The sequence below is a fragment of the Methylocystis sp. B8 genome (genome assembly GCF_005771425.1).
In the GTDB taxonomy this organism is placed as follows: domain Bacteria; phylum Pseudomonadota; class Alphaproteobacteria; order Rhizobiales; family Beijerinckiaceae; genus Methylocystis.
In genome coordinates this window covers 1-18,811 of record NZ_VBTZ01000003.1, presented here as the reverse complement: position 1 = coordinate 18,811, position 18,811 = coordinate 1, and the positions used below count along the sequence as shown (strand labels likewise).

The 18,811-nt window shown below is 62.8% G+C and carries 32 protein-coding genes and 1 pseudogene; all 33 read right to left on the bottom strand.

The window, feature by feature from the left end:
• Positions 1 to 90: 90 nt before the first annotated feature.
• Entirely contained in the window at positions 91 to 426 is a 336-nt protein-coding gene (locus FEV16_RS06825) for a LapA family protein (RefSeq protein WP_138166901.1), read from the bottom strand.
• A gap of 114 nt (positions 427 to 540) precedes the next feature.
• Positions 541 to 831 (bottom strand): integration host factor subunit beta, encoded by a 291-nt coding sequence (gene ihfB, locus FEV16_RS06820; RefSeq protein ID WP_138166900.1) that lies wholly within the window; start codon positions 829 to 831, stop codon positions 541 to 543.
• 50 nt (positions 832 to 881) lie between these two features.
• Positions 882 to 1,853 (bottom strand): signal peptide peptidase SppA, encoded by a 972-nt coding sequence (sppA, locus tag FEV16_RS06815; protein WP_138166899.1) that lies wholly within the window; start codon positions 1,851 to 1,853, stop codon positions 882 to 884.
• An 86-nt stretch (positions 1,854 to 1,939) separates the two neighbouring features.
• Positions 1,940 to 2,257 (bottom strand): divalent-cation tolerance protein CutA, encoded by a 318-nt coding sequence (gene cutA, locus FEV16_RS06810; RefSeq protein WP_138166898.1) that lies wholly within the window; start codon positions 2,255 to 2,257, stop codon positions 1,940 to 1,942.
• Positions 2,258 to 2,264: 7 nt separating this feature from the next.
• Positions 2,265 to 3,743 carry a DegQ family serine endoprotease gene (locus tag FEV16_RS06805; protein ID WP_138166897.1) on the bottom strand — a complete coding sequence of 493 codons (1,479 nt, stop codon included), beginning with the start codon at positions 3,741 to 3,743 and terminating at the stop codon, positions 2,265 to 2,267.
• A 192-nt stretch (positions 3,744 to 3,935) separates the two neighbouring features.
• Positions 3,936 to 4,349, bottom strand: a complete 414-nt coding sequence (gene rplQ / locus FEV16_RS06800; protein WP_138166896.1) for a 50S ribosomal protein L17 — start codon at positions 4,347 to 4,349, stop codon at positions 3,936 to 3,938.
• A 116-nt stretch (positions 4,350 to 4,465) separates the two neighbouring features.
• Positions 4,466 to 5,485, bottom strand: a complete 1,020-nt coding sequence (locus FEV16_RS06795; RefSeq protein WP_138166895.1) for a DNA-directed RNA polymerase subunit alpha — start codon at positions 5,483 to 5,485, stop codon at positions 4,466 to 4,468.
• Between the two features lie 88 nt (positions 5,486 to 5,573).
• Entirely contained in the window at positions 5,574 to 5,963 is a 390-nt protein-coding gene (gene rpsK, locus FEV16_RS06790; RefSeq protein WP_014890740.1) for a 30S ribosomal protein S11, read from the bottom strand.
• Positions 5,964 to 6,082: 119 nt separating this feature from the next.
• Positions 6,083 to 6,451 (bottom strand): 30S ribosomal protein S13, encoded by a 369-nt coding sequence (gene rpsM / locus FEV16_RS06785; RefSeq protein WP_138166894.1) that lies wholly within the window; start codon positions 6,449 to 6,451, stop codon positions 6,083 to 6,085.
• A 207-nt stretch (positions 6,452 to 6,658) separates the two neighbouring features.
• Positions 6,659 to 7,255 (bottom strand): adenylate kinase, encoded by a 597-nt coding sequence (locus FEV16_RS06780; RefSeq protein ID WP_138166893.1) that lies wholly within the window; start codon positions 7,253 to 7,255, stop codon positions 6,659 to 6,661.
• Positions 7,252 to 8,592, bottom strand: a complete 1,341-nt coding sequence (gene secY, locus FEV16_RS06775; RefSeq protein ID WP_138166892.1) for a preprotein translocase subunit SecY — start codon at positions 8,590 to 8,592, stop codon at positions 7,252 to 7,254. The genes FEV16_RS06780 and secY overlap by 4 nt, the downstream gene beginning before the upstream one ends.
• A gap of 157 nt (positions 8,593 to 8,749) precedes the next feature.
• A complete protein-coding gene (gene rplO / locus FEV16_RS06770) occupies positions 8,750 to 9,226 on the bottom strand; it encodes a 50S ribosomal protein L15 (protein ID WP_138166891.1) in 477 nt (158 codons plus the stop codon).
• A gap of 10 nt (positions 9,227 to 9,236) precedes the next feature.
• Complete coding sequence (rpmD, locus tag FEV16_RS06765; protein ID WP_138166890.1) at positions 9,237 to 9,431, bottom strand: 50S ribosomal protein L30; 195 nt, start codon at positions 9,429 to 9,431, stop codon at positions 9,237 to 9,239.
• Positions 9,432 to 9,442: 11 nt separating this feature from the next.
• Positions 9,443 to 10,015 (bottom strand): 30S ribosomal protein S5, encoded by a 573-nt coding sequence (rpsE, locus tag FEV16_RS06760; protein WP_138166889.1) that lies wholly within the window; start codon positions 10,013 to 10,015, stop codon positions 9,443 to 9,445.
• 74 nt (positions 10,016 to 10,089) lie between these two features.
• Positions 10,090 to 10,452: a 50S ribosomal protein L18 gene (rplR, locus tag FEV16_RS06755; protein WP_138166888.1), complete on the bottom strand. Its 363-nt coding sequence runs from the start codon at positions 10,450 to 10,452 to the stop codon at positions 10,090 to 10,092.
• 9 nt (positions 10,453 to 10,461) lie between these two features.
• Complete coding sequence (gene rplF / locus FEV16_RS06750) at positions 10,462 to 10,995, bottom strand: 50S ribosomal protein L6 (protein ID WP_138166887.1); 534 nt, start codon at positions 10,993 to 10,995, stop codon at positions 10,462 to 10,464.
• 32 nt (positions 10,996 to 11,027) lie between these two features.
• Complete coding sequence (gene rpsH / locus FEV16_RS06745; protein WP_138166886.1) at positions 11,028 to 11,426, bottom strand: 30S ribosomal protein S8; 399 nt, start codon at positions 11,424 to 11,426, stop codon at positions 11,028 to 11,030.
• Positions 11,427 to 11,438: 12 nt separating this feature from the next.
• Complete coding sequence (rpsN, locus tag FEV16_RS06740; RefSeq protein WP_138166885.1) at positions 11,439 to 11,744, bottom strand: 30S ribosomal protein S14; 306 nt, start codon at positions 11,742 to 11,744, stop codon at positions 11,439 to 11,441.
• A 47-nt stretch (positions 11,745 to 11,791) separates the two neighbouring features.
• Positions 11,792 to 12,535, bottom strand: a complete 744-nt coding sequence (gene rplE / locus FEV16_RS06735) for a 50S ribosomal protein L5 (protein ID WP_138166884.1) — start codon at positions 12,533 to 12,535, stop codon at positions 11,792 to 11,794.
• The gene (gene rplX / locus FEV16_RS06730) at positions 12,528 to 12,845 is read right to left on the bottom strand and encodes a 50S ribosomal protein L24 (RefSeq protein ID WP_138166883.1); all 318 of its coding nucleotides are present in this window, start codon (positions 12,843 to 12,845) and stop codon (positions 12,528 to 12,530) included. Before rplX ends, rplE begins: the two co-directional genes overlap by 8 nt.
• Positions 12,845 to 13,213, bottom strand: coding sequence for a 50S ribosomal protein L14 (gene rplN, locus FEV16_RS06725; protein WP_138166882.1), 369 nt, complete (start codon positions 13,211 to 13,213; stop codon positions 12,845 to 12,847). Before rplN ends, rplX begins: the two co-directional genes overlap by 1 nt.
• 85 nt (positions 13,214 to 13,298) lie before the next feature.
• Positions 13,299 to 13,541, bottom strand: a complete 243-nt coding sequence (rpsQ, locus tag FEV16_RS06720) for a 30S ribosomal protein S17 (RefSeq protein ID WP_138166881.1) — start codon at positions 13,539 to 13,541, stop codon at positions 13,299 to 13,301.
• 6 nt (positions 13,542 to 13,547) lie between these two features.
• Complete coding sequence (gene rpmC / locus FEV16_RS06715; RefSeq protein ID WP_138166880.1) at positions 13,548 to 13,760, bottom strand: 50S ribosomal protein L29; 213 nt, start codon at positions 13,758 to 13,760, stop codon at positions 13,548 to 13,550.
• Positions 13,761 to 13,770: 10 nt separating this feature from the next.
• On the bottom strand, positions 13,771 to 14,184 hold the full coding sequence (gene rplP, locus FEV16_RS06710) for a 50S ribosomal protein L16 (protein WP_138166879.1): 414 nt from the start codon (positions 14,182 to 14,184) through the stop codon (positions 13,771 to 13,773).
• A 24-nt stretch (positions 14,185 to 14,208) separates the two neighbouring features.
• Positions 14,209 to 14,961: a 30S ribosomal protein S3 gene (gene rpsC / locus FEV16_RS06705; RefSeq protein WP_138166878.1), complete on the bottom strand. Its 753-nt coding sequence runs from the start codon at positions 14,959 to 14,961 to the stop codon at positions 14,209 to 14,211.
• A 13-nt stretch (positions 14,962 to 14,974) separates the two neighbouring features.
• A complete protein-coding gene (gene rplV, locus FEV16_RS06700) occupies positions 14,975 to 15,361 on the bottom strand; it encodes a 50S ribosomal protein L22 (RefSeq protein WP_138166877.1) in 387 nt (128 codons plus the stop codon).
• Between the two features lie 2 nt (positions 15,362 to 15,363).
• On the bottom strand, positions 15,364 to 15,642 hold the full coding sequence (rpsS, locus tag FEV16_RS06695; protein WP_138166876.1) for a 30S ribosomal protein S19: 279 nt from the start codon (positions 15,640 to 15,642) through the stop codon (positions 15,364 to 15,366).
• Positions 15,643 to 15,644: 2 nt separating this feature from the next.
• Positions 15,645 to 16,484 (bottom strand): 50S ribosomal protein L2, encoded by an 840-nt coding sequence (gene rplB / locus FEV16_RS06690; protein WP_138166875.1) that lies wholly within the window; start codon positions 16,482 to 16,484, stop codon positions 15,645 to 15,647.
• Positions 16,485 to 16,505: 21 nt separating this feature from the next.
• Positions 16,506 to 16,802, bottom strand: coding sequence for a 50S ribosomal protein L23 (locus FEV16_RS06685; RefSeq protein ID WP_138166874.1), 297 nt, complete (start codon positions 16,800 to 16,802; stop codon positions 16,506 to 16,508).
• A complete protein-coding gene (gene rplD, locus FEV16_RS06680; protein ID WP_138166873.1) occupies positions 16,799 to 17,419 on the bottom strand; it encodes a 50S ribosomal protein L4 in 621 nt (206 codons plus the stop codon). The genes FEV16_RS06685 and rplD overlap by 4 nt, the downstream gene beginning before the upstream one ends.
• A gap of 3 nt (positions 17,420 to 17,422) precedes the next feature.
• Positions 17,423 to 18,160 carry a 50S ribosomal protein L3 gene (rplC, locus tag FEV16_RS06675; RefSeq protein ID WP_138166872.1) on the bottom strand — a complete coding sequence of 246 codons (738 nt, stop codon included), beginning with the start codon at positions 18,158 to 18,160 and terminating at the stop codon, positions 17,423 to 17,425.
• Between the two features lie 54 nt (positions 18,161 to 18,214).
• Positions 18,215 to 18,523: a 30S ribosomal protein S10 gene (gene rpsJ / locus FEV16_RS06670; RefSeq protein WP_014890764.1), complete on the bottom strand. Its 309-nt coding sequence runs from the start codon at positions 18,521 to 18,523 to the stop codon at positions 18,215 to 18,217.
• A gap of 110 nt (positions 18,524 to 18,633) precedes the next feature.
• Positions 18,634 to 18,811, bottom strand: a pseudogene (tuf, locus tag FEV16_RS06665) (elongation factor Tu); the annotation flags it as partial.

Genomic DNA, 18,811 nt, shown 5'->3' with positions numbered 1-18,811 from the left:
TGATCGATTCCAAAAGTTCAGAGCGCGCTTTGCGCGAAAAACCGGCGTCCACTTTTTCGCAGCGCGCTCTAAAAGCGCGGCAGAAGCCGCTCAACCGCTCTTCAGTCTCTTATCGGCAGGCAGGCTGTCCAGCGCTTGCTGGCGCAGTTTTTCGACTTCCACGCGCGTCTTGCGCGCTTCCGCGCGCGCGATCTTCGCGGCGCGGCGAACGGGCAGATGCCCGAGCCAGGAAGAGATCCCGCCCGCCAGCACGCCGAGGGCCATGGACGCCAGAACGACGAGGAAAATCGGCGCTTCGAACGATAGTCCGCCGTTCGGCGCAAAAGGATCAAGCCCGATGCGCACCGAGCCACGATTGGCCATCGAGAAAAACAGGATGATGAGCGCCAGCGGAACGAAGACGACGACGCGCAGGATGGACTTCATAACATCTCCCTCTTGCCGGGGCCGCGCAACACGCTGGGCGGCCGCAACATTGAGCCGCCGCACGCCACTGCCGCGCGCCCCGAGATCGAGAGGACGCAGCCGCCTTAAAACGCCTCAGCCGTGATAATTCTCGTTGAGGCGCTCGCGCATCTCTTTGCCGGTCTTGAAGAAAGGCACGCTCTTTTCCTGCACCGAGACCTGCGCGCCGGTGCGTGGGTTACGGCCCGTGCGCGCGTCGCGCCGCTTGACCGAAAAAGCGCCGAAGCCCCGCAACTCAACGCGATCGCCACGCGCGAGGGCGGAGGTGATCTCGTCAAGAATCGTACTGACGATCGTCTCGACGTCGCGCTGGTACAGATGGCCGTTTCGGCGCGCGATGCGCTGAATGAGTTCCGACTTTATCATGAGCCGATCCAATAGCTTGGCGTCGAAAAACCTTATCCGCGACGCCCGAGTCAGTTCGCGGCCGAATGCTGCCAAATCGCCAAAAGCCCGTCAAGCTCGCCGCTCCGTTCGAGAAGGATTGATTTTTCTAAAAAACCGGCGATTGACTCCAGTCCCGCGACGCGCGCGAGCCCAGCAGCGCCTTCGACAAGCCCAAGCCTTTCGAGACTGGATTTTTTCTTCCACTCGCGCACCGGCAGGTCCTTTGCGACGCCCTTGTTGGCGACGAGCCAGTCGACGGCCTCGCGCTGACCGCCGATGAGATCGACGAGCTTGAGCGGCACGCCCTGGCGCGCGGTAAACACCCGCCCGTCATCGACTTTCGCAAGTTCGGCGTCGTCAAGGTTGCGCCGCTGCTGAACGAGGCCTTTGAACCAGGCGTAAGAGTCGGCGACAAGGCTCGCCACCGCCTCCCGGGCCGCGGGGCTCGTGGGCTCAAAACCATTCGGCGCGGCCTTGAGCGGCGAGGATTTTATCGTTTCGACCTCGACGCCCCAATTGTTGAGCAGCTTCGAGACATTGGGATATTGGAACAGCACGCCGATCGAGCCGACAAGCGAATTGCCGCGCGCAACGATCGTATCCGCCGCAAGCGCGGCGATATAGGCGCCCGACGCGGCTACCGTGCCGATCACGGCGACCACGGGCTTCTTCTCGGCGACGCGCCGCACCTCCTCATAAAGGCGCTCCGAGCCGGTCGTCGTGCCGCCGGGGCTCTCGATCTCCAGCAGCAAGGCCTTTGCTTGGCTGGACTCGCCGATCTTCTTGATCAGATCGACCGTGTCGTCATCTCCGGTAATGAGGCCCTGCAATTCAAGGCGCGCAATATGCGGCGTGAGTTTATTGGCTGAGTCGGCGCCGCCGAGCCGCACAACGGCGACGAGACCCGCTATGCCGATCGCGACAAGGGCGGCCAGTCGCCACCAGCCGAGCTTGCGGCGCATTCTTCGGCGATCAACGAAATAGTCCGTGGGAGTCGACATCGGGAAGTCCGCTTCTTGGCCTGGCGCGAGTTGCGTCGCAGCATCAGCAAGGTAATGCCGCGATCCGCAATTTGGAAGACGCAGACCTATCGACGCGTCGCTTCCATCGCCCAGGCGAGGTAGTCGCGATCCGCTTCGCCGACGTCGACCCGCAAGATTTCCGGCGTCTCGTAGCTGTGCAAACGACGAACCAGATTCGCAAGCGCGGGATAGTCTTCAGCACGCGCTTTCATATGCAGCAGAAATTCCGGCTCTTCACGCATCTCGTCTTTCCAGACGTAATGGCTGCGAATGGGATGTATCTGAACACAGGCGGCGAGTTTAGCGGAGAGCGCCGCCCGCGCGAGCTCTCGCGCCTTTTCCTCATCGTCAATTGTCGTGACGAGGATCGCGAGCCCGCTCATGATGACCTCACCCGCCAATCACCGTCGTGAACACCTGCCCGCCGCGCGCCAAGGTGATTTTCCAGTAATAGGCGCGACCCGCCGTTATCTTCTCCAAGTCGCGGGTCGTCTCGATCTTTTGATCATTGACGCCGAGAATGATGTCGCCGCGCTGCAAATTGAGTTGCTGCGCGTAAGAGCCGTCATCGATCTCGGAGACGACAACGCCATTGGTCGTTCCCTGCACGGACAATTCTTCGATGACCGCGGGAGAAATATTGATGACCGTCGCGCCGGCGAAAGGCGACGCGCCCTTGATCTTCACCGCGTCGCGCAAGGGCGTTTCCGGCGCCGGCGCGAGGCGAATTTGCGTCGTGATCTTTTTACCGCTGCGGAGCACGCCGAGCGTCGCCTGACCCCCGAGCGGCTTGGTGGCGAGCCTATAGCCGACCGCTTCAGGATCGTCGGCCGTTTGGCCGTCGACTGAGATGATGACGTCGCCGCGCTTCAAGCCAGCTTCGGCCGAGGGCCCCTTGGGGTCGACGTCGGCCAGCAGCGCGCCGGTTGGACGATCAAGGCCCAGACCGTCGGCGATCTCCTGCGAAAGCGTTTGCAGCGTCGCGCCCATCCAGGCCCGACGCACCTGCTTGCCGCCGCCCTTCGCCGCCGCGATCACGCTCTTGACCATGTTGACGGGGATCGCGAAGCCGATGCCGACCGATCCGCCGGACTTGGAAAAGATCGCGGAATTAATGCCGACGACTCGTCCGTTCATGTCGACAAGCGGCCCGCCGGAATTGCCGGGATTGATCGCGGCGTCCGTCTGGATGAAGAAGCCGTAGTCGGAAATGCCGACGTGTGTGCGCGCAAGCGCCGATATGATGCCTTGCGTCACCGTTTGTCCGACGCCAAAGGGATTGCCGATCGCAAGAGTCAAATCGCCGACTTCGAGCGCATCTGAATCGCCAAGCTCCATGGTCGGAAAATTGGCGCCGTCCGCGAGTTTCAACACCGCGAGATCAGTGCGCGGATCGCGCAACAAAATCTTTGCGGAGAATTCGCGCTTGTCGGCGAGCGCCACCTTCACATCGGTCATCCCTTCGATGACGTGGTTGTTGGTGACGACGAGGCCAGTTTGATCGACGATGACGCCGGAGCCAAGCGACTGCGCCATGTTGCGCCCGGGCATGCCGCCTCCCCCGCCAAAAAAGCGTTGAAAGATCGGATCATCGAAAAGCGGATTGGCGGGCATGCGCTCGACGCGCGACGCGAAGACGTTGACGACGGCGGGCTGCGCCTTTTTGACGATCGGCGCGAAGGAATAAATCAGTTCGCTGCGGCTCGTCGGAACAGCGCGATCAGGGCCAGGCGGCGTAAAGCTCTCGACCCGGCCGGGTGGTTTCTGCGGGGTGGCTTCAGGTGAAACTTCGGCGCGCGCGGAAACAAAGGACGCCGAGAGGGCGCAGGCCATCGCCGCAGCAATGATGTGACGCGCCGGAATGTTCATGAAGCGCTCATAAGCTTAATCCCCGCCGCGTATATAGACGCAAAGAAGCGAAACGGTAAGAACGCGCTTCGGAGCGCCACGGCCGATGTTTGCTTGGACCTAGAACGTTTTCGGCGCCGCATCCCGGTTACAATGAGAAGCGACGCCGTGATTGCTGATGGCCTTTGTGCCGAGGTTGTCCTGTTTGGCCGACTACGCCGCCGTCTCTTCGGTCTGCGCCGGGCCGGAATCCTGTCCCTTGGCGTCAACGTCGCGGTCGACGAATTCGATGACCGCGAGCGGCGCATTGTCGCCGTAACGGAAACCCGCCTTCAGCACGCGCGTATAACCGCCGTTGCGACCCTTGTAGCGAGGTCCCAGCACGTCGAAGAGCTTGCCGACAAGCTTCACGTCCTTGATCTGGGCGATCGCCTGCCGGCGCGCATGCAGGTCGCCGCGCTTGCCGAGCGTCACGAGCTTTTCGACGACGGGACGCAGATCCTTCGCCTTCGGCAGCGTGGTGACAATCTGTTCATGCTTGATGAGCGCCTGCGCCATATTGGCGAACATCGCTTTGCGGTGCTCATGCGTGCGCCCGAAGCGGCGCTTCTTGTGACCGTGATACATGCGGCTCTCCGTTGATTATGCGGCCGCCGTGCCAAGGAACGGCCGTCGATTATCGTGAGTAGTGAATGGTGAGTAGTGAATAGAGACTACTCACCACTCGCCACTCACTAACTCACTCAATAATGCTCCTCGAACCTCTTCGCGAGATCGTCGATGTTCTCCGGCGGCCAGCCGGGAACTTCCATGCCGAGATGCAGACCCATCTGCGCCAGCACTTCCTTGATCTCGTTTAAGGACTTGCGGCCGAAGTTCGGCGTGCGCAGCATTTCGGCTTCCGACTTCTGAATGAGGTCGCCGATATAGACGATGTTGTCGTTCTTCAGGCAGTTCGCCGAACGCACCGAAAGCTCCAGCTCGTCGACCTTCTTCAAGAGCGCCGGATTGAAGGCGAGCTGCGGAATCGACGGGGCGGCTTCCTCGCGGCGCGGCTCCTCGAAATTGACGAAGACGTTGAGCTGGTCCTGCAGAATGCGCGCCGAAAAGGCGAGCGCGTCCTCGGGGCTGATCGCGCCATTCGTCTCGACCGTCAGCGTCAGCTTGTCATAGTCCAGAACCTGGCCCTCGCGGGTGTTCTCGACGCGATAGCTGACCTTCTTGACCGGCGAATAGAGGCTGTCGATCGGAATGAGGCCGATCGGCGCGTCTTCGGCGCGGTTGCGGTCGGCGGGCGCATAGCCCTTGCCGGTCGCCACGGTGAATTCGATGCGGATCTCCGCGCCTTCATCGAGCGTGCAGATCACGAGTTCCGGGTTCAGGATCTGGACGTCGCCTGTCGCCTGGATGTCGCCGGCGGTGACGACGCCCGGTCCCGTCTTCTTGAGCGTCAGGCGCTTCACGCCTTCGCCCTGATACTTAATGGCGATGTCCTTGATGTTGAGGACGATGTCGGTCACGTCCTCACGCACGCCGGGGATCGACGAGAACTCATGCAGCACGCCGTCGATGTGAATCGAGGTGATCGCCGCGCCCTGCAGGGACGACAGCAGGATACGGCGAAGGGCGTTGCCGAGAGTCACGCCGAAGCCGCGCTCGAGCGGCTCGGCGACAGCCGTCGCCACGCGCTTCGGATCGTCTCCGGCCGTGACTTCGAGCTTGTTCGGCTTGATGAGTTCCTGCCAGTTCTTCTGGATGCTCACTTGGAGGCCTTTCCTTGAAGCTCCTGAATGCGGCGTCGGGGCATGCGCCGCGCGCCGCGCGAAATCAAATCAGACACTCTGAAATGCCTCAGACGCGGCGGCGCTTGCGCGGCCGGCAACCATTGTGGGGAATGGGCGTCACGTCGCGGATCGATGTCACGGTGAAACCAGCCGCCTGCAGCGCCCGCAGCGCCGACTCACGGCCAGAGCCCGGACCGGAGACCTCGACTTCGAGCGTGCGCACGCCGTGTTCGCCAGCCTTGCGGGCGGCGTCCTCGGCCGCCATCTGCGCGGCGTAGGGCGTCGACTTACGCGAGCCTTTGAATCCCATCGAGCCTGCAGAGGACCACGACACAGTGTTGCCCTGCGCGTCGGTAATGGTGATCATCGTGTTGTTGAAAGTCGAATTCACATGCGCGACGCCGGAAACGATGTTCTTGCGCTCGCGGCGACGAACGCGCGTTGTGTCCTTGGCCATTGTTCAGTTGCCTTTCGATATCGACGCCGCCGTAACGCCAGCGGCTCCACCTACGCAGTCGGCAGTTCGGCGGTCGGCAATCGTTTCGACCGCCGAAGCCCGACTGGCGACTGCCAGAATTATTTCTTCTTGCCGGCGATCGGCTTCGCCTTGCCCTTGCGGGTGCGGGCGTTGGTATGCGTGCGCTGGCCGCGCACTGGAAGCTGACGGCGATGGCGCAGGCCGCGATAGCAGCCAAGATCCATGAGGCGCTTGATGTTGATCGCCACCTCGCGGCGCAGATCGCCCTCGACCATGTAATCGCGGTCGATCGTCTCACGAATTTGCAGGACTTCCGCATCGGTGAGCTGCGACACGCGACGTTCCGACGGGATGCTTACCTTTTCGCAAATCTCCGCCGCCTTTTTGGCGCCGATGCCGTGGATATATTGGAGCGCGATAACGACGCGCTTATTCGTTGGGATATTGACGCCAGCAATACGGGCCACAGTGTCTCTCCATTGGGAAGGAGCCCAAAGCTCCGGGATTACGTCCGCGTCCGGTGGAGCCCGGCCCTTGCGAACGGTTGCGAACCGTTTTCATACGAAAACAGGCCCCGCCCCCCAAGCCGGGAGCCGGAGCCGCCTGTCCAACAACGTGAAGACCGCTTATCTAGGGGCGAATGGCCCTAGGGTCAAGCGGCTTCACGAAAATAACTAGCGGTCGACAACGGCGCCGGCGAGCGCCCGATCAATCGCCGCCGTCACCTCATCGATCGGGGCCATTCCGTCGATCTTCGTCAGTTCGCTGCGCCCCGCATAATGCGCCGATACCGGCGCAGTCTGGGCGCGGTATGCCTCAAGCCGCGTTTTGAAGCTTTCCGGATTGTCGTCGGCCCGCACGGCCCCGCCGGCGGCGCGGGTCTCATTGACCCGCTTGCGCATCCGGTCGACGAGCGCGCCCTCGTCGACAGCGAGTTCCAGCACGGCGTCCAGCGAGAGGCCCCTGCGGTCGAGAAGGCGCTGCAGCGCCTCGGCCTGTGCCACAGTGCGCGGAAAGCCATCGAGAATGAAACCGTTAGCGCAGTCTGGCGAATCGAGTCGTTCGTCGATCAGTCCAATCACGACCTCGTCCGGCACCAACGATCCAGCGTCCATGATCTCCTTGGCCTTGAGGCCAATCGGAGTTCTCGCGGCGACTGCGGCGCGCAGCATGTCGCCTGTCGAAAGCTGCGGCACGCCGTGCTTCTCGACCAAACGCGCCGCCTGAGTTCCCTTGCCGGCCCCCGGCGGGCCGAGCAGCACCAGCCTCATCGAGCGCGCTTTCCGCCACGAAGCTTGGCCTTGCGAATCAGCCCTTCATATTGCTGAGCCTGCATATGGCCGTGGATCTGGGCCACCGTATCCATGGTGACGCTGACGACGATGAGCAGCGAGGTGCCGCCAAAATAGAAGGGCAGATTGGCGTAGGCGATCAGCCCCTCTGGAATAAGGCAGATGATCGCCAGATAGGCCGCGCCCAGCACGGTGATCCGCATCAGCACGTCGTCGATGAATTTGGCTGTACGCTCGCCGGGACGGATGCCCGGCAGGAAGCCGCCATGCTTCTTGAGATTGTCCGCCGTCTCGACCGGATTGAACACGATCGCGGTGTAAAAGAAGGCGAAAAAGACGATCAATCCGACATAGGCGAGCATGTACAGCGGACGGCCGTGGCCGAAATAGGCGGAGATCGTCGCGAAGATACTTTCGCTGCCGGTCGATTGGTAGAAACTCGCCACCGTCGTCGGCAAAAGCAGCAGCGACGACGCGAAGATCGGCGGGATGACGCCGGAGGTATTGAGCTTCAGCGGCAGGAAGGACGTCTGCCCCTCATAGACGCGGTTGCCGTGCTGGCGCTTGGGATAGGTGATCAGCAGGCGCCGCTGCGCGCGCTCCATGAACACGATGAAGGCGACGACGGCGAAGGACATGGCGATGACGCCGATAATCAGCGCCGTCGAAATCGCGCCTTGCCGGCCTAGTTCGAGCGTCGACACAATCGCCGACGGAAAGGCGGCGACGATGCCGGCGAAGATGATGAGCGACGATCCGTTGCCGATGCCGCGCGAGGTGATCTGCTCGCCAAGCCACATCAGGAACATCGTGCCGCCGACAAGCGTCACGACCGTTGTGATGCGGAAGAAGATGCCCGGATCGGTGACGACCCCCTGCTGGCCCTCGAGCCCGATCGCCATGGCGTAGGCCTGGAACGTCGCGAGCGCGACCGTGAGGTAGCGCGTATATTGATTGAGGACTTTACGCCCCTGCTCGCCTTCTTTCTTGAGCGACTCGAGCGTCGGAATGACCGAGGTCATCAGCTGAATGATAATCGACGCCGAAATATACGGCATGATGTTGAGCGCGAAGATCGCGCGGCGCTGCACGGCGCCGCCAGCGAACATATTGAAGAGCTCCAACATGCCCTTCGACTGGCCAAAGAAGCTCTTCGCAAAGGCTTCCGGGTCGATGCCGGGCAGCGGCACGTAAGTGCCGAGGCGATAGACGATCAGCGCGCCCAGCGTGAACCAGATGCGCTTTTTCAATTCCTCGGATTTGCCGAAGGCGGAGAGATTGACGTTGGCCGCAAGCTGCTCGGCTGCCGATGCCATGAAGTAACTCCCCTGTTGCGCCGCTCTCACAGGCGACGCATTTGTTGGGCGGAGGCGCTCGGAGCGTAGCGTTTGCGCGAGGCGCGCCCGCTCCGTTTGGAGCGCTTGATATAAAACAGCGCAGCCGCTCATACGAGAGCGGCGGCGCTCTTTTGCTTTATTGCGCCGCCGGCTCGCCGGCGAGAAGTTTCACGGAGCCGCCTGCGCCTTCGATGGCGGCGACGGCCGACTTCGAGGCCGCTGAAACCTCGAAGGCGAGCTTCGCTTTCAACTCACCCTGGCCGAGGATCTTCACCCCGTCGCGCCGCTTGGTGACGACGCCGGCCGCAAGCAGCGCGTCGAGCGTTATCGGCGCTTTGGCGTCGAGCTTGCCGGCGTCCACCGCCTGCTGAATGCGCCCCAGGTTGACTTCGTTATAGTCGACTGAGAACGGATTGTAGAATCCACGCTTCGGCAAGCGCCGATGCAGCGGCATCTGACCGCCCTCGAAGCCCTTGATCGCGACGCCCGTGCGCGCCTTTTGGCCCTTGACGCCGCGTCCGCCAGTCTTGCCCTTGCCGGAGCCGATGCCGCGGCCGACGCGCATGCGGTTCTTGCTTGCGCCGGGATTGTCGGAAATTTCGTTGAGTTTCATGGCCGCGTCCTCACTTCCCGTCGACGATTTTGACGAGATGCGCCACCTTGGCGATCATGCCGCGCACGGCCGGCGTGTCTTCCAGCGCGCGGCGGCGGCCGATGCGGGTCAAGCCGAGGCCGAGCAGCGTGCGGCGCTGACGCTCGGGACGACCGATCGGGCTGCCGATCTGTTCGACGACGATCTGCTGTTTGCTCTTCGCCATGGGTCGCCTCCTTACGCGTCGACGGCGTCGGCGTCGACGCCCTGACGGCGCGACTGCAGCACCGAGACTTTCAGCGAACGGCGCGCCGCCACGGAGCGCGGCGAATCCTCGTGGCCGAGCGCATTAAAGGTCGCGCGGATCATGTTGTAGGGGTTCGACGAGCCCTGGCTCTTCGCGACGACGTCGTGCATGCCGAGCGTTTCGAAGACGGCGCGCATCGGACCGCCCGCGATGATGCCGGTGCCCGCCGGCGCCGCGCGCAGGATGACGCGGCCCGCGCCATGGCGCCCATGAACGTCATGATGCAGCGTGCGGCCTTCGCGCAGCGGCACGCGGATCAGCGCGCGCTTGGCCGCTTCCGTCGCCTTGCGGATCGCCTCAGGCACTTCGCGCGCCTTGCCGTGCCCATAGCCGACGCGACCCTTCTGGTCGCCGACGACGACGAGCGCGGCGAAGCCGAAGCGCCGGCCGCCCTTCACCACTTTGGCGACGCGATTGATGTGGACCAGACGATCCACAAATTCGCTGTCGCGCTCCTCACGATCCCGATCGCGGCCGCGACCGCCTTCTCCTTCACGCGCCATTTTCTCTTCCGTCACTTACGCGGCGCACCGCGCCGCTCGCTTCGTGGTTGTCCCTCTCCCACGGGAGAAGGGATTTAGAACTCCAGACCGCCCTCGCGGGCGCCGTCGGCCAGCGCCTTGACGCGGCCGTGATACATGTAGGCGCCGCGGTCGAACACGACCTGTTTGACGCCTTTGGCGACGGCGCGCTCGGCGAGGAGCTTGCCGACGACCTTCGCCGCATCGACGTTCGCGCCGGTCTTCATACCCTCGCGGTTCGCCTTCTCTAGCGAAGAGGCGGCGACGAGCGTCGTCCCCTTCTCATCATCGATGATCTGCGCGTAGATCTGCTTCGACGAGCGAAACACCGACAGACGCAACCGCCCATTGGCGCGCTCGCGGATCGTCCGGCGCACGCGCGCCTTGCGACGCTCTTCGGCTTTGACATCCCTGGCCATGGCGGGTCCTTACTTCTTCTTGCCTTCCTTGCGGAAGATGAATTCATTGGCGTATTTGACGCCCTTGCCCTTATAGGGCTCGGGGCCGCGCAGAGCGCGAATTTCGGCGGCGACCTGGCCGACCTGCTGCTTATCCATGCCGCTGACGGTGATTTCAGTCGGCTTCGGCGTCACAATCGCGATACCGGCCGGGATCGGATAGTTCACGTCATGCGAATAGCCGAGCGCGAGCTGCAGAGTCTTGCCCTGCACCGCGGCGCGATAGCCGACGCCCGTGATCTCGAGCTTCTTCTCAAATCCCGCCGTCACGCCGACGAGGATATTGTTGATCCGCGCGCGCGACGTGCCCCACAGCGCGCGGGCGCGCTTTGAGTCATCGCGTGGCTCCACCTTGATGGCGTTGTCCTGCTGGGCGACGGAAACGTCATCGGGAACCAGAAACTCCAGCTGGCCCTTCGCGCCCTTCACCTGCACGAGCTGGCCGTCCACCTTGGCGGTAACGCCGGCGGGAACGACGACAGGCTTCTTGCCGATACGAGACATTGTTGCAAATCCTGTTTGATGAGGCGCAAGGCTTAGAAGACCTTGCACAGCACCTCGCCGCCGACATTGTTCTCGCGCGCCGCGTGATCGGCCATCACGCCCTTCGGCGTCGACACGATGGTGACGCCAAGGCCATTCGCCACGCGCGGCACCGCGCCAACCGCCGCATAGACGCGACGGCCCGGACGCGACACGCGTTCAATCTGTTTGATGACCGGCTCGCCGTCGAAATATTTCAGCTCGATTTCGAATTCGGTGCGGCCATTGCCAAAGTCAGTGCTGCTATAGCCGCGGATATAGCCCTCTTCCTTCAGCACGTCGAGCACATGCCCACGCAGCTTCGAGCCCGGCGAGGACACCTTGTCCTTGCGGCGCATCTGCGCGTTGCGGATGCGGGTGAGGAGATCGCCCAACGGATCGTTGATCGCCATCTATTCGTCTCCTTACCAGCTCGACTTCACGAGTCCGGGCACAAGGCCGCGCGACCCAAGTTCGCGCAGCGCGATGCGCGACATTTTCAGCTTGCGATAAAAGGCGCGCGGACGGCCCGACACTTCGCAGCGATTGCGAACGCGCACCTGCGCGGAATTGCGCGGCAGCTCGGCGAGCTTGAGACGCGCCTCAAACTGCTCTTCGACGCTCAGCGATTTATCCTTGGCGGCCGCCTTCAGCCGCGCGCGGCGTCCAGCGTAGGACTTCACGAGCTTCTGCTTCCGCTTGTTGTTCTCAATCGCGCTTTTCTTCGCCATTACCAGTTTCGCCTTTCGGTATCCGCGTTTGAGGAGCCTTTACGCCCTCACTGCCGGAACGGGAAATTGAACGCCTTCAGCAAGGCGCGCGCCTCTTCGTCGCTCTTGGCCGTCGTGCAGACGATCACGTCCATGCCGAGAATCGACTCGGCCTTGTCGTAGTCGATCTCGGGGAACACGATGTGCTCCTTGATGCCGAGCGCATAATTGCCGCGTCCGTCGAACGACTTCGGATTCAATCCGCGGAAGTCGCGCACGCGCGGCAAAGCGACGGTGATCAGCCGGTCGAGGAACTCGTACATGCGAGTCTTGCGCAGAGTCACCTTAGCGCCGATCGGCATGTTTTCGCGCAGCTTGAAGGTCGAAATCGCCTTGCGGGCGCGGGTGACGACCGGCTTTTGCCCGGCGATGAGGCCGAGATCAGCCGCCGCGGCCGACGCCTTCTTGCTGTCGTTGACCGATTCGCCGACGCCCATGTTGAGCACGATCTTCTCGATCGTCGGCACTTCAAGCGCGTTCTTGTAGCCGAACTGCTTGGTGAGCGCCTCGCGCACGACTTCTTCGTAGTGCTTCTTCATGCGCGGCGTATAGGCGCCATCCGCAGAGGCCGGAGCCTTGGCAGGCTTCGCCTCGCCTTCGGCCTTCGCGGGCTTTTCCTTCGCGGCGGGCTTGTCGGCGGATTTTTCTGCGGGCTTGGCGGCCTTCTTCGGCTCCTTCGCCTCCGCGCTCTCGGCGGCGGGCTTTTGAGCCTTAGCGGGCTTTTCGGCCTTGGGCTTCTTTTCCTCAGCCATCGATCAATTCTCCGGAACGCTTGGCGACGCGGACCTTACGGCCATCGTCGAGAATCTTGAATCCGACGCGCGTCGCCTTGCCGTCCTTGGGATCGGCGAGCGCGAGGTTCGACAAATCGATCGTCGCGGCCTTGTTGACGATGCCGGCTTCGCGATCCTTGGTCTGGCGCTGATGGCGCTTGACCATGTTGACGCCGTCGACGACCGCGCGGTTTTCGCTCGGAATGACACGCAGCACTTCGCCCCCGCGGCCCTTGTCGCGGCCGGCGAGAACGACGACCTTGTCGCCCTTCTTGATTTTGGCGGCCATTACAGAACCTCCGGAGCGAGCGAGATGATCTTCATGTGATTTTTGGCGCGCAGCTCGCGCGGCACCGGTCCGAAGATACGGGTGCCGATCGGCTCTTTCTGATTGTTGATCAGCACGGCGGCGTTCGAATCGAAACGAATGACGGAGCCGTCGGAACGCTTGATGTCCTTCGAGGTGCGCACGACGACGGCCTTGAGCACGTCGCCCTTCTTCACGCGGCCGCGCGGAATCGCCTCCTTGATCGACACGACAATGATGTCGCCGACGCCGGCGTATTTGCGCTTTGAGCCGCCCAGCACCTTGATGCACATCACGCGGCGCGCGCCGGAGTTGTCGGCGACGTCGAGATTGGTTTGCATCTGAATCATGGCTTACCCGCCTTTCATTCCGGTCTGGTTTCGGCAAGCCCGCCATGGACTGCGCCGACTTCGTCCGGCATTCTGTTCTTTCAAACTACGCTTTGGCCGCCTCTCCGACGACGCGCCAACGCTTCAACTTCGAAATCGGCGCGGTCTCTTCGATCGTCACCGCGTCGCCCACCTTGAACGCGCCGTTCTCGTCGTGGGCGTGATAGTTCTTCGTGCGGCGCACCGTCTTCTGGAACAGCGGGTGCGTGAACCGGCGCTCGACCTTCACTACTACCGTCTTGTTCTGCTTGTCGCTGACGACGACGCCCTGGAGAATTCGCTTCGGCATGGCGCTTTAACCTTGCTTTTCGGTGCGCTTCTGCGCGGCGATGGTTTTCGCGCGGGCGATGTCGCGACGAACGACGCGCACGCGTGAGGTGTTCTCGAGCTGGCCGGTCGCCCGCTGAAAGCGCAGATTGAACTGCTCTTTCTTGAGCTTCAGCACTTCGTCATTGAGCTGATCTTCGGTCATCGCCTTGATGTCGGAGAGGCGCTGCTTGGATTTCATCACGTCCCCCTTACTCAGCGATGCGTTCGATGAAGCGCGTCTTGATCGGCAGCTTCGCGGCGGCGAGCGTTAGAGCTTCGCGCGCGAGCGGCGCCGGCACGCCATCGATTTCGAACATGATGCGGCCGGGCGCGACGCGCACCGCCCAGAATTCCGGCGCGCCCTTGCCCTTGCCCATGCGCACTTCGGTCGGCTTCTTGGAGACCGGCACGTCGGGGAAGATGCGGATCCAGACGCGGCCGGCGCGCTTCATATGACGCGTCATGGCGCGGCGCGCGGCTTCGATCTGGCGCGCGGTAATGCGTTCCGGCTCCAGCGCCTTGAGGCCGAACTGACCGAAGTCCAGCGAATAGCCCGCCTTGGAGGCGCCCCGGATGCGGCCCTTGAAGGCCTTGCGGAACTTGGTGCGTTTGGGTTGCAGCATGATAGCGCTCTTTGATCTTTATCGTTACGCCGCGTCGCGCGGTTCGCGCGGTTCGCGACGACGGCGTTCGCCGCCGCGATCGCGGTCATGATGATCGCCGCCGCCGGCAGCCTGTTCGGCCGCCTTCTTGTCCTGCGCCATGGGATCGTGCTCAAGGATTTCGCCCTTGAAGATCCAGACCTTGATGCCGCAAGCGCCATAGGCGGTATGCGCGGTCGCGGTGCCGTAATCGACGTCGGCGCGCAGCGTATGCAGCGGCACGCGTCCTTCGCGATACCATTCAAGACGCGCGATCTCAGCGCCGCCGAGACGACCCGAGCAATTGATGCGGATGCCCTGCGCGCCCAGGCGAATGGCCGACTGTACGGCGCGTTTCATCGCGCGGCGGAACGCGACGCGGCGCTCGAGCTGCTGGGCGATCGACTCGGCGACGAGCGCGGCCTCGGTTTCGGGCTTACGCACTTCGACGATGTTGATGACGACCTCGCTGCCCGTCAGCTTGCCGACGAGCTTGCGGATCTTGTCGATATCCGCGCCCTTCTTGCCGATGACGACGCCGGGACGCGCCGAATGGATCGTCACGCGGCACTTCTTGTGCGGACGCTCGATGACAATCTTCGACACCGCCGCCTGCTTCAGCGTTTTCGCCACCGCCTCACGGATCGCCATGTCCTCATGCAGCAGCTTGGCGTATTCGCCCTTATTGGCGAACCAGCGCGAATCCCAGGTGCGGTTGACGCCCAGTCGCAGCCCGATCGGATTAACCTTCTGACCCATGGTTTTAAATCCTCTAGGCGTTAGCTTGCGCTTCGACTTCGCGCACGATGATCGTCAGATTGGCGAAGGGCTTCTCGATGCGGCTCGCGCGGCCGCGAGCGCGAGCATGGAAACGCTTCATCACCAACGCCTTGCCGACGAAGGCTTGGGCGACGATGAGATCGTCGACGTCGAGGCCGTGATTGTTCTCGGCGTTGGCGATGGCGCTTTCCAGCGTCTTCTTCACCTCATGCGCGATCCGCTTCCTGGAGAACTCCAGATCGGCGAGCGCGCGATCCACCTTCTTGCCGCGGATCAACTGCGCGAGCAGATTGAGCTTCTGCGGCGACACGCGCAGCATGCGCGCGACGGCCTTCGCTTCGTTTTCCGCAAGCCGGGGCGGATTGGCTTCCTTCGACATCGTTAGCCCCTCTTAGCCTTCTTGTCTGCGGCGTGGCCGTGAAAGGTGCGCGTCGGCGCGAACTCTCCGAATTTGTGCCCGATCATGTCTTCCGACACGGAGACGGGAATATGCTTCTGGCCGTTGTGCACGCCGAAGGTCAGTCCGACGAATTGCGGGAGGATCGTGGAGCGGCGGCTCCAGATCTTGATCACTTCGGAGCGGCCCGTGGCGCGCGAGGCCTCGGCCTTCTTCAGAAGATAGCCGTCGACGAACGGGCCCTTCCAGATCGAGCGAGACATGGTTAGCCCTTCTTCTTGCGATTGTGCCGCGAGGACACAATGAAACGATCGGTGGATTTGTTGGTGCGCGTCTTCTTGCCCTTGGTCGGCTTGCCCCAGGGCGTGACGGGATGACGTCCGCCCGAGGTGCGGCCTTCGCCGCCGCCATGCGGATGGTCGATCGGGTTCATGGTGACGCCGCGGTTGTGCGGACGACGACCGAGCCAACGCGAACGCCCAGCCTTGCCGATCGACGTGTTCATATGATCCGGATTGGACACGGCGCCGATCGTGGCGAAGCACTGGCCGTGCACGAGGCGCTGCTCGCCAGAATTCAGCCGGATGATCACATAGCCCTGGTCGCGGCCGACGATCTGCGCATAGGTTCCCGCCGAACGGGCGATGGCGCCGCCCTTGCCGATTTTCATTTCAACATTGTGCACGATCGCGCCGACGGGGATGTTGGCGATCGCCATGGCGTTGCCGGGCTTCACGTCGACTTGGTTGCCGGCGATCACTTCATCGCCGACGGCGAGCCGCTGCGGCGCGAGAATATAGGCGAGCTCATTGTCCGTGTAACGAATGAGGGCAATGAACGCCGTGCGGTTCGGATCATATTCCAGCCGCTCGACCTTGCCCGGAACATCGAGCTTGCGGCGCTTGAAATCGACGATGCGATAGGCCTGCTTGTGACCGCCGCCGCGAAAGCGCACGGTGACGCGGCCGGCGTTATTGCGCCCGCCGTTTGAGGTCTTGCCCTCGGTCAGCGTCTTGACCGGCTTGCCCTTGTAAAGCTCGCTGCGGTCGACGATGACGAGCTGGCGAAGGCTCGGCGTGACCGGCTTGAATGTCTTCAGCGCCATAGTTCTATCCTCACGCCTTCCTTACAGTCCGGTCGTCACGTCGATCTTGTGGCCCTCTGCGAGGGTCACGACTGCCTTTTTGACGTCGCTCTGCTGGCCGCGCTGGCCTCTGAACGTCTTGATCTTGCCTTTGCGGACGAGCGTGTTGACGCTCTCGACCTTGACGTCGAAGAGACCCTCGACAGCCGCCTTGATCTGCGGCTTCGTCGCGGTCTTCGCGACCTTGAAGACGACCTTGTTGCTCTCAGAGGCGAGCGTCGCCTTCTCGGTGATGACCGGCGACACGATCACGTCGTAATGGCGAACGTCCTTGCTCATTTCAGTCGCGCCTCCAGCGCGTCCACTGCGGCGCGGGTCAACACCAGCTTCTCGCGGCGGAGGATGTCGTAGACATTGACGCCGTCGACGGGCAGGACGTCGATCTTTGGAAGATTGCGCGCGGCGAGCACGAAATTATTCTGCGGCGCGCCGCCAACGATGATGATCGCGTTCTCAAGGCCCGTCTTCGCGAAGCCCGAAGCAAGCAGTTTCGTCTTCGGCTCGGAAAGCTCCGCCTTCTCCCAAACGATGATGCCGCCGTCCTTCGCCTTCGCGGACAAAGCGTGCTTCAGCGCGAGCTGGCGCACTTTCTTCGGCAGGTCATGCGCATGGCTGCGCACTACCGGACCGAAGGCGCGTCCGCCGCCGCGGAACTGCGGCGCGCGCGCCGAGCCGTGACGGGCCCCGCCGGTGCCCTTCTGCTTATGCAGCTTCTTGCCCGTGCGCGCGATGTCGGCGCGGTTTTTCACCGCATGGGTGCCGGCGCGCCGCTTGGCGAGCTGCCAGCGGATCATGCGGAAGATGAGGTCCTTGCGCGGCTCGAGGCCGAATACCTCATCGGAGAGTTCGATCGAACCGGCCGCCTGGCCGTCGAACGACGTGACGTCGATCTTCACGGCTCAGTCCTCCTTCTTCTCTTCTTGCGGAGCGGCGCTAGAAACCGCGGCTTCGCCCTGCCCGTCGCCCAGGCGGAACTTGCCCGGCTGCGGCGCATCCTTCGGCAGCGCGCGCTTCACCGCGTCGCGCACGAAAATCCAGCCGCCGGCGGTGCCCGGCACCGCGCCTTCAACGAGCAGAAGGCCCCGATCCGGGTCGGTCCGCACGACGCGCAGATTTTGCGTCGTGACGCGCTCGACGCCCATATGGCCGGCCATTTTCTTGTTCTTGAAGGTCTTGCCGGGGTCCTGACGGCCGCCGGTCGAACCATGCGAACGATGCGAAATGGAGACGCCATGCGAAGCGCGCAGACCGCCGAAGCCCCAACGCTTCATCGGACCCGCGAAGCCCTTGCCCGTCGATGTGCCGGTCACGTCGACGAACTGGCCGACGACGAAATGATCCGCCGTGATCTCCGCGCCGATCGGCAGCAGCTCTTCCTCATTCACCCGGAACTCGGCGAGCTTCATTTTCGGCTCGACCGACGCCGCGGCGAAACGCGCGCGCTCAGCCTTGGAGACGTTCTTCACCTTGGCGCGGCCGATGCCGAGCTGAACGGCGGTGTAGCCGTTCTTTTCCTTGGTCCGCTGCGCGACGACCTGGCAGCCGTCGAGTTTCAAGACCGTGACAGGCACATGCTCGCCCGCCTCCGTGAAGACGCGGGTCATTCCGACCTTTTGCGCGATGACGCCCGACCGCATGATCCAATCCTTCGCAAAGCGCGCTCACTTTTTAAGAGCGCCGCCTGAATTCCCTTAGAGCTTGATCTCGACGTCCACGCCGGCGGCAAGATCGAGCTTCATCAGCGCGTCCACCGTCTGCGGGGTGGGATCGACGATATCGAGAACGCGTTTATGCGTCCTGATCTCGAACTGTTCGCGCGACTTCTTGTCGATGTGTGGCGAACGGTTCACCGTGAATTTTTCGATGCGCGTCGGCAGCGGAATCGGACCGCGGACCTGAGCGCCTGTGCGCTTGGCCGTCGAGACGATTTCCTTCGTCGACGTGTCGAGAATCCGGTGATCGAACGCCTTTAGGCGAATCCGGATATTTTGACCGTTCATTGTCTCGTCCTTTGGGACCGCGAGCGGCTCTGCTCGCCTTCATGCGCCGCGCGATATCGCGCGGCTTTGTTCATTAAAAGCGAGCATTTAGCCCGCGGCCCGGATTCGCTTTACTCGATGATGCTGGCGACGACGCCGGCGCCAACGGTTCTTCCGCCTTCACGAATGGCGAAGCGCAGCTTCTCCTCCATGGCGATCGGCACGATCAGCACCACGTCCATCGTCACATTGTCGCCCGGCATCACCATCTCGACGCCGTCGGGAAGCGTGACGATCCCCGTCACATCC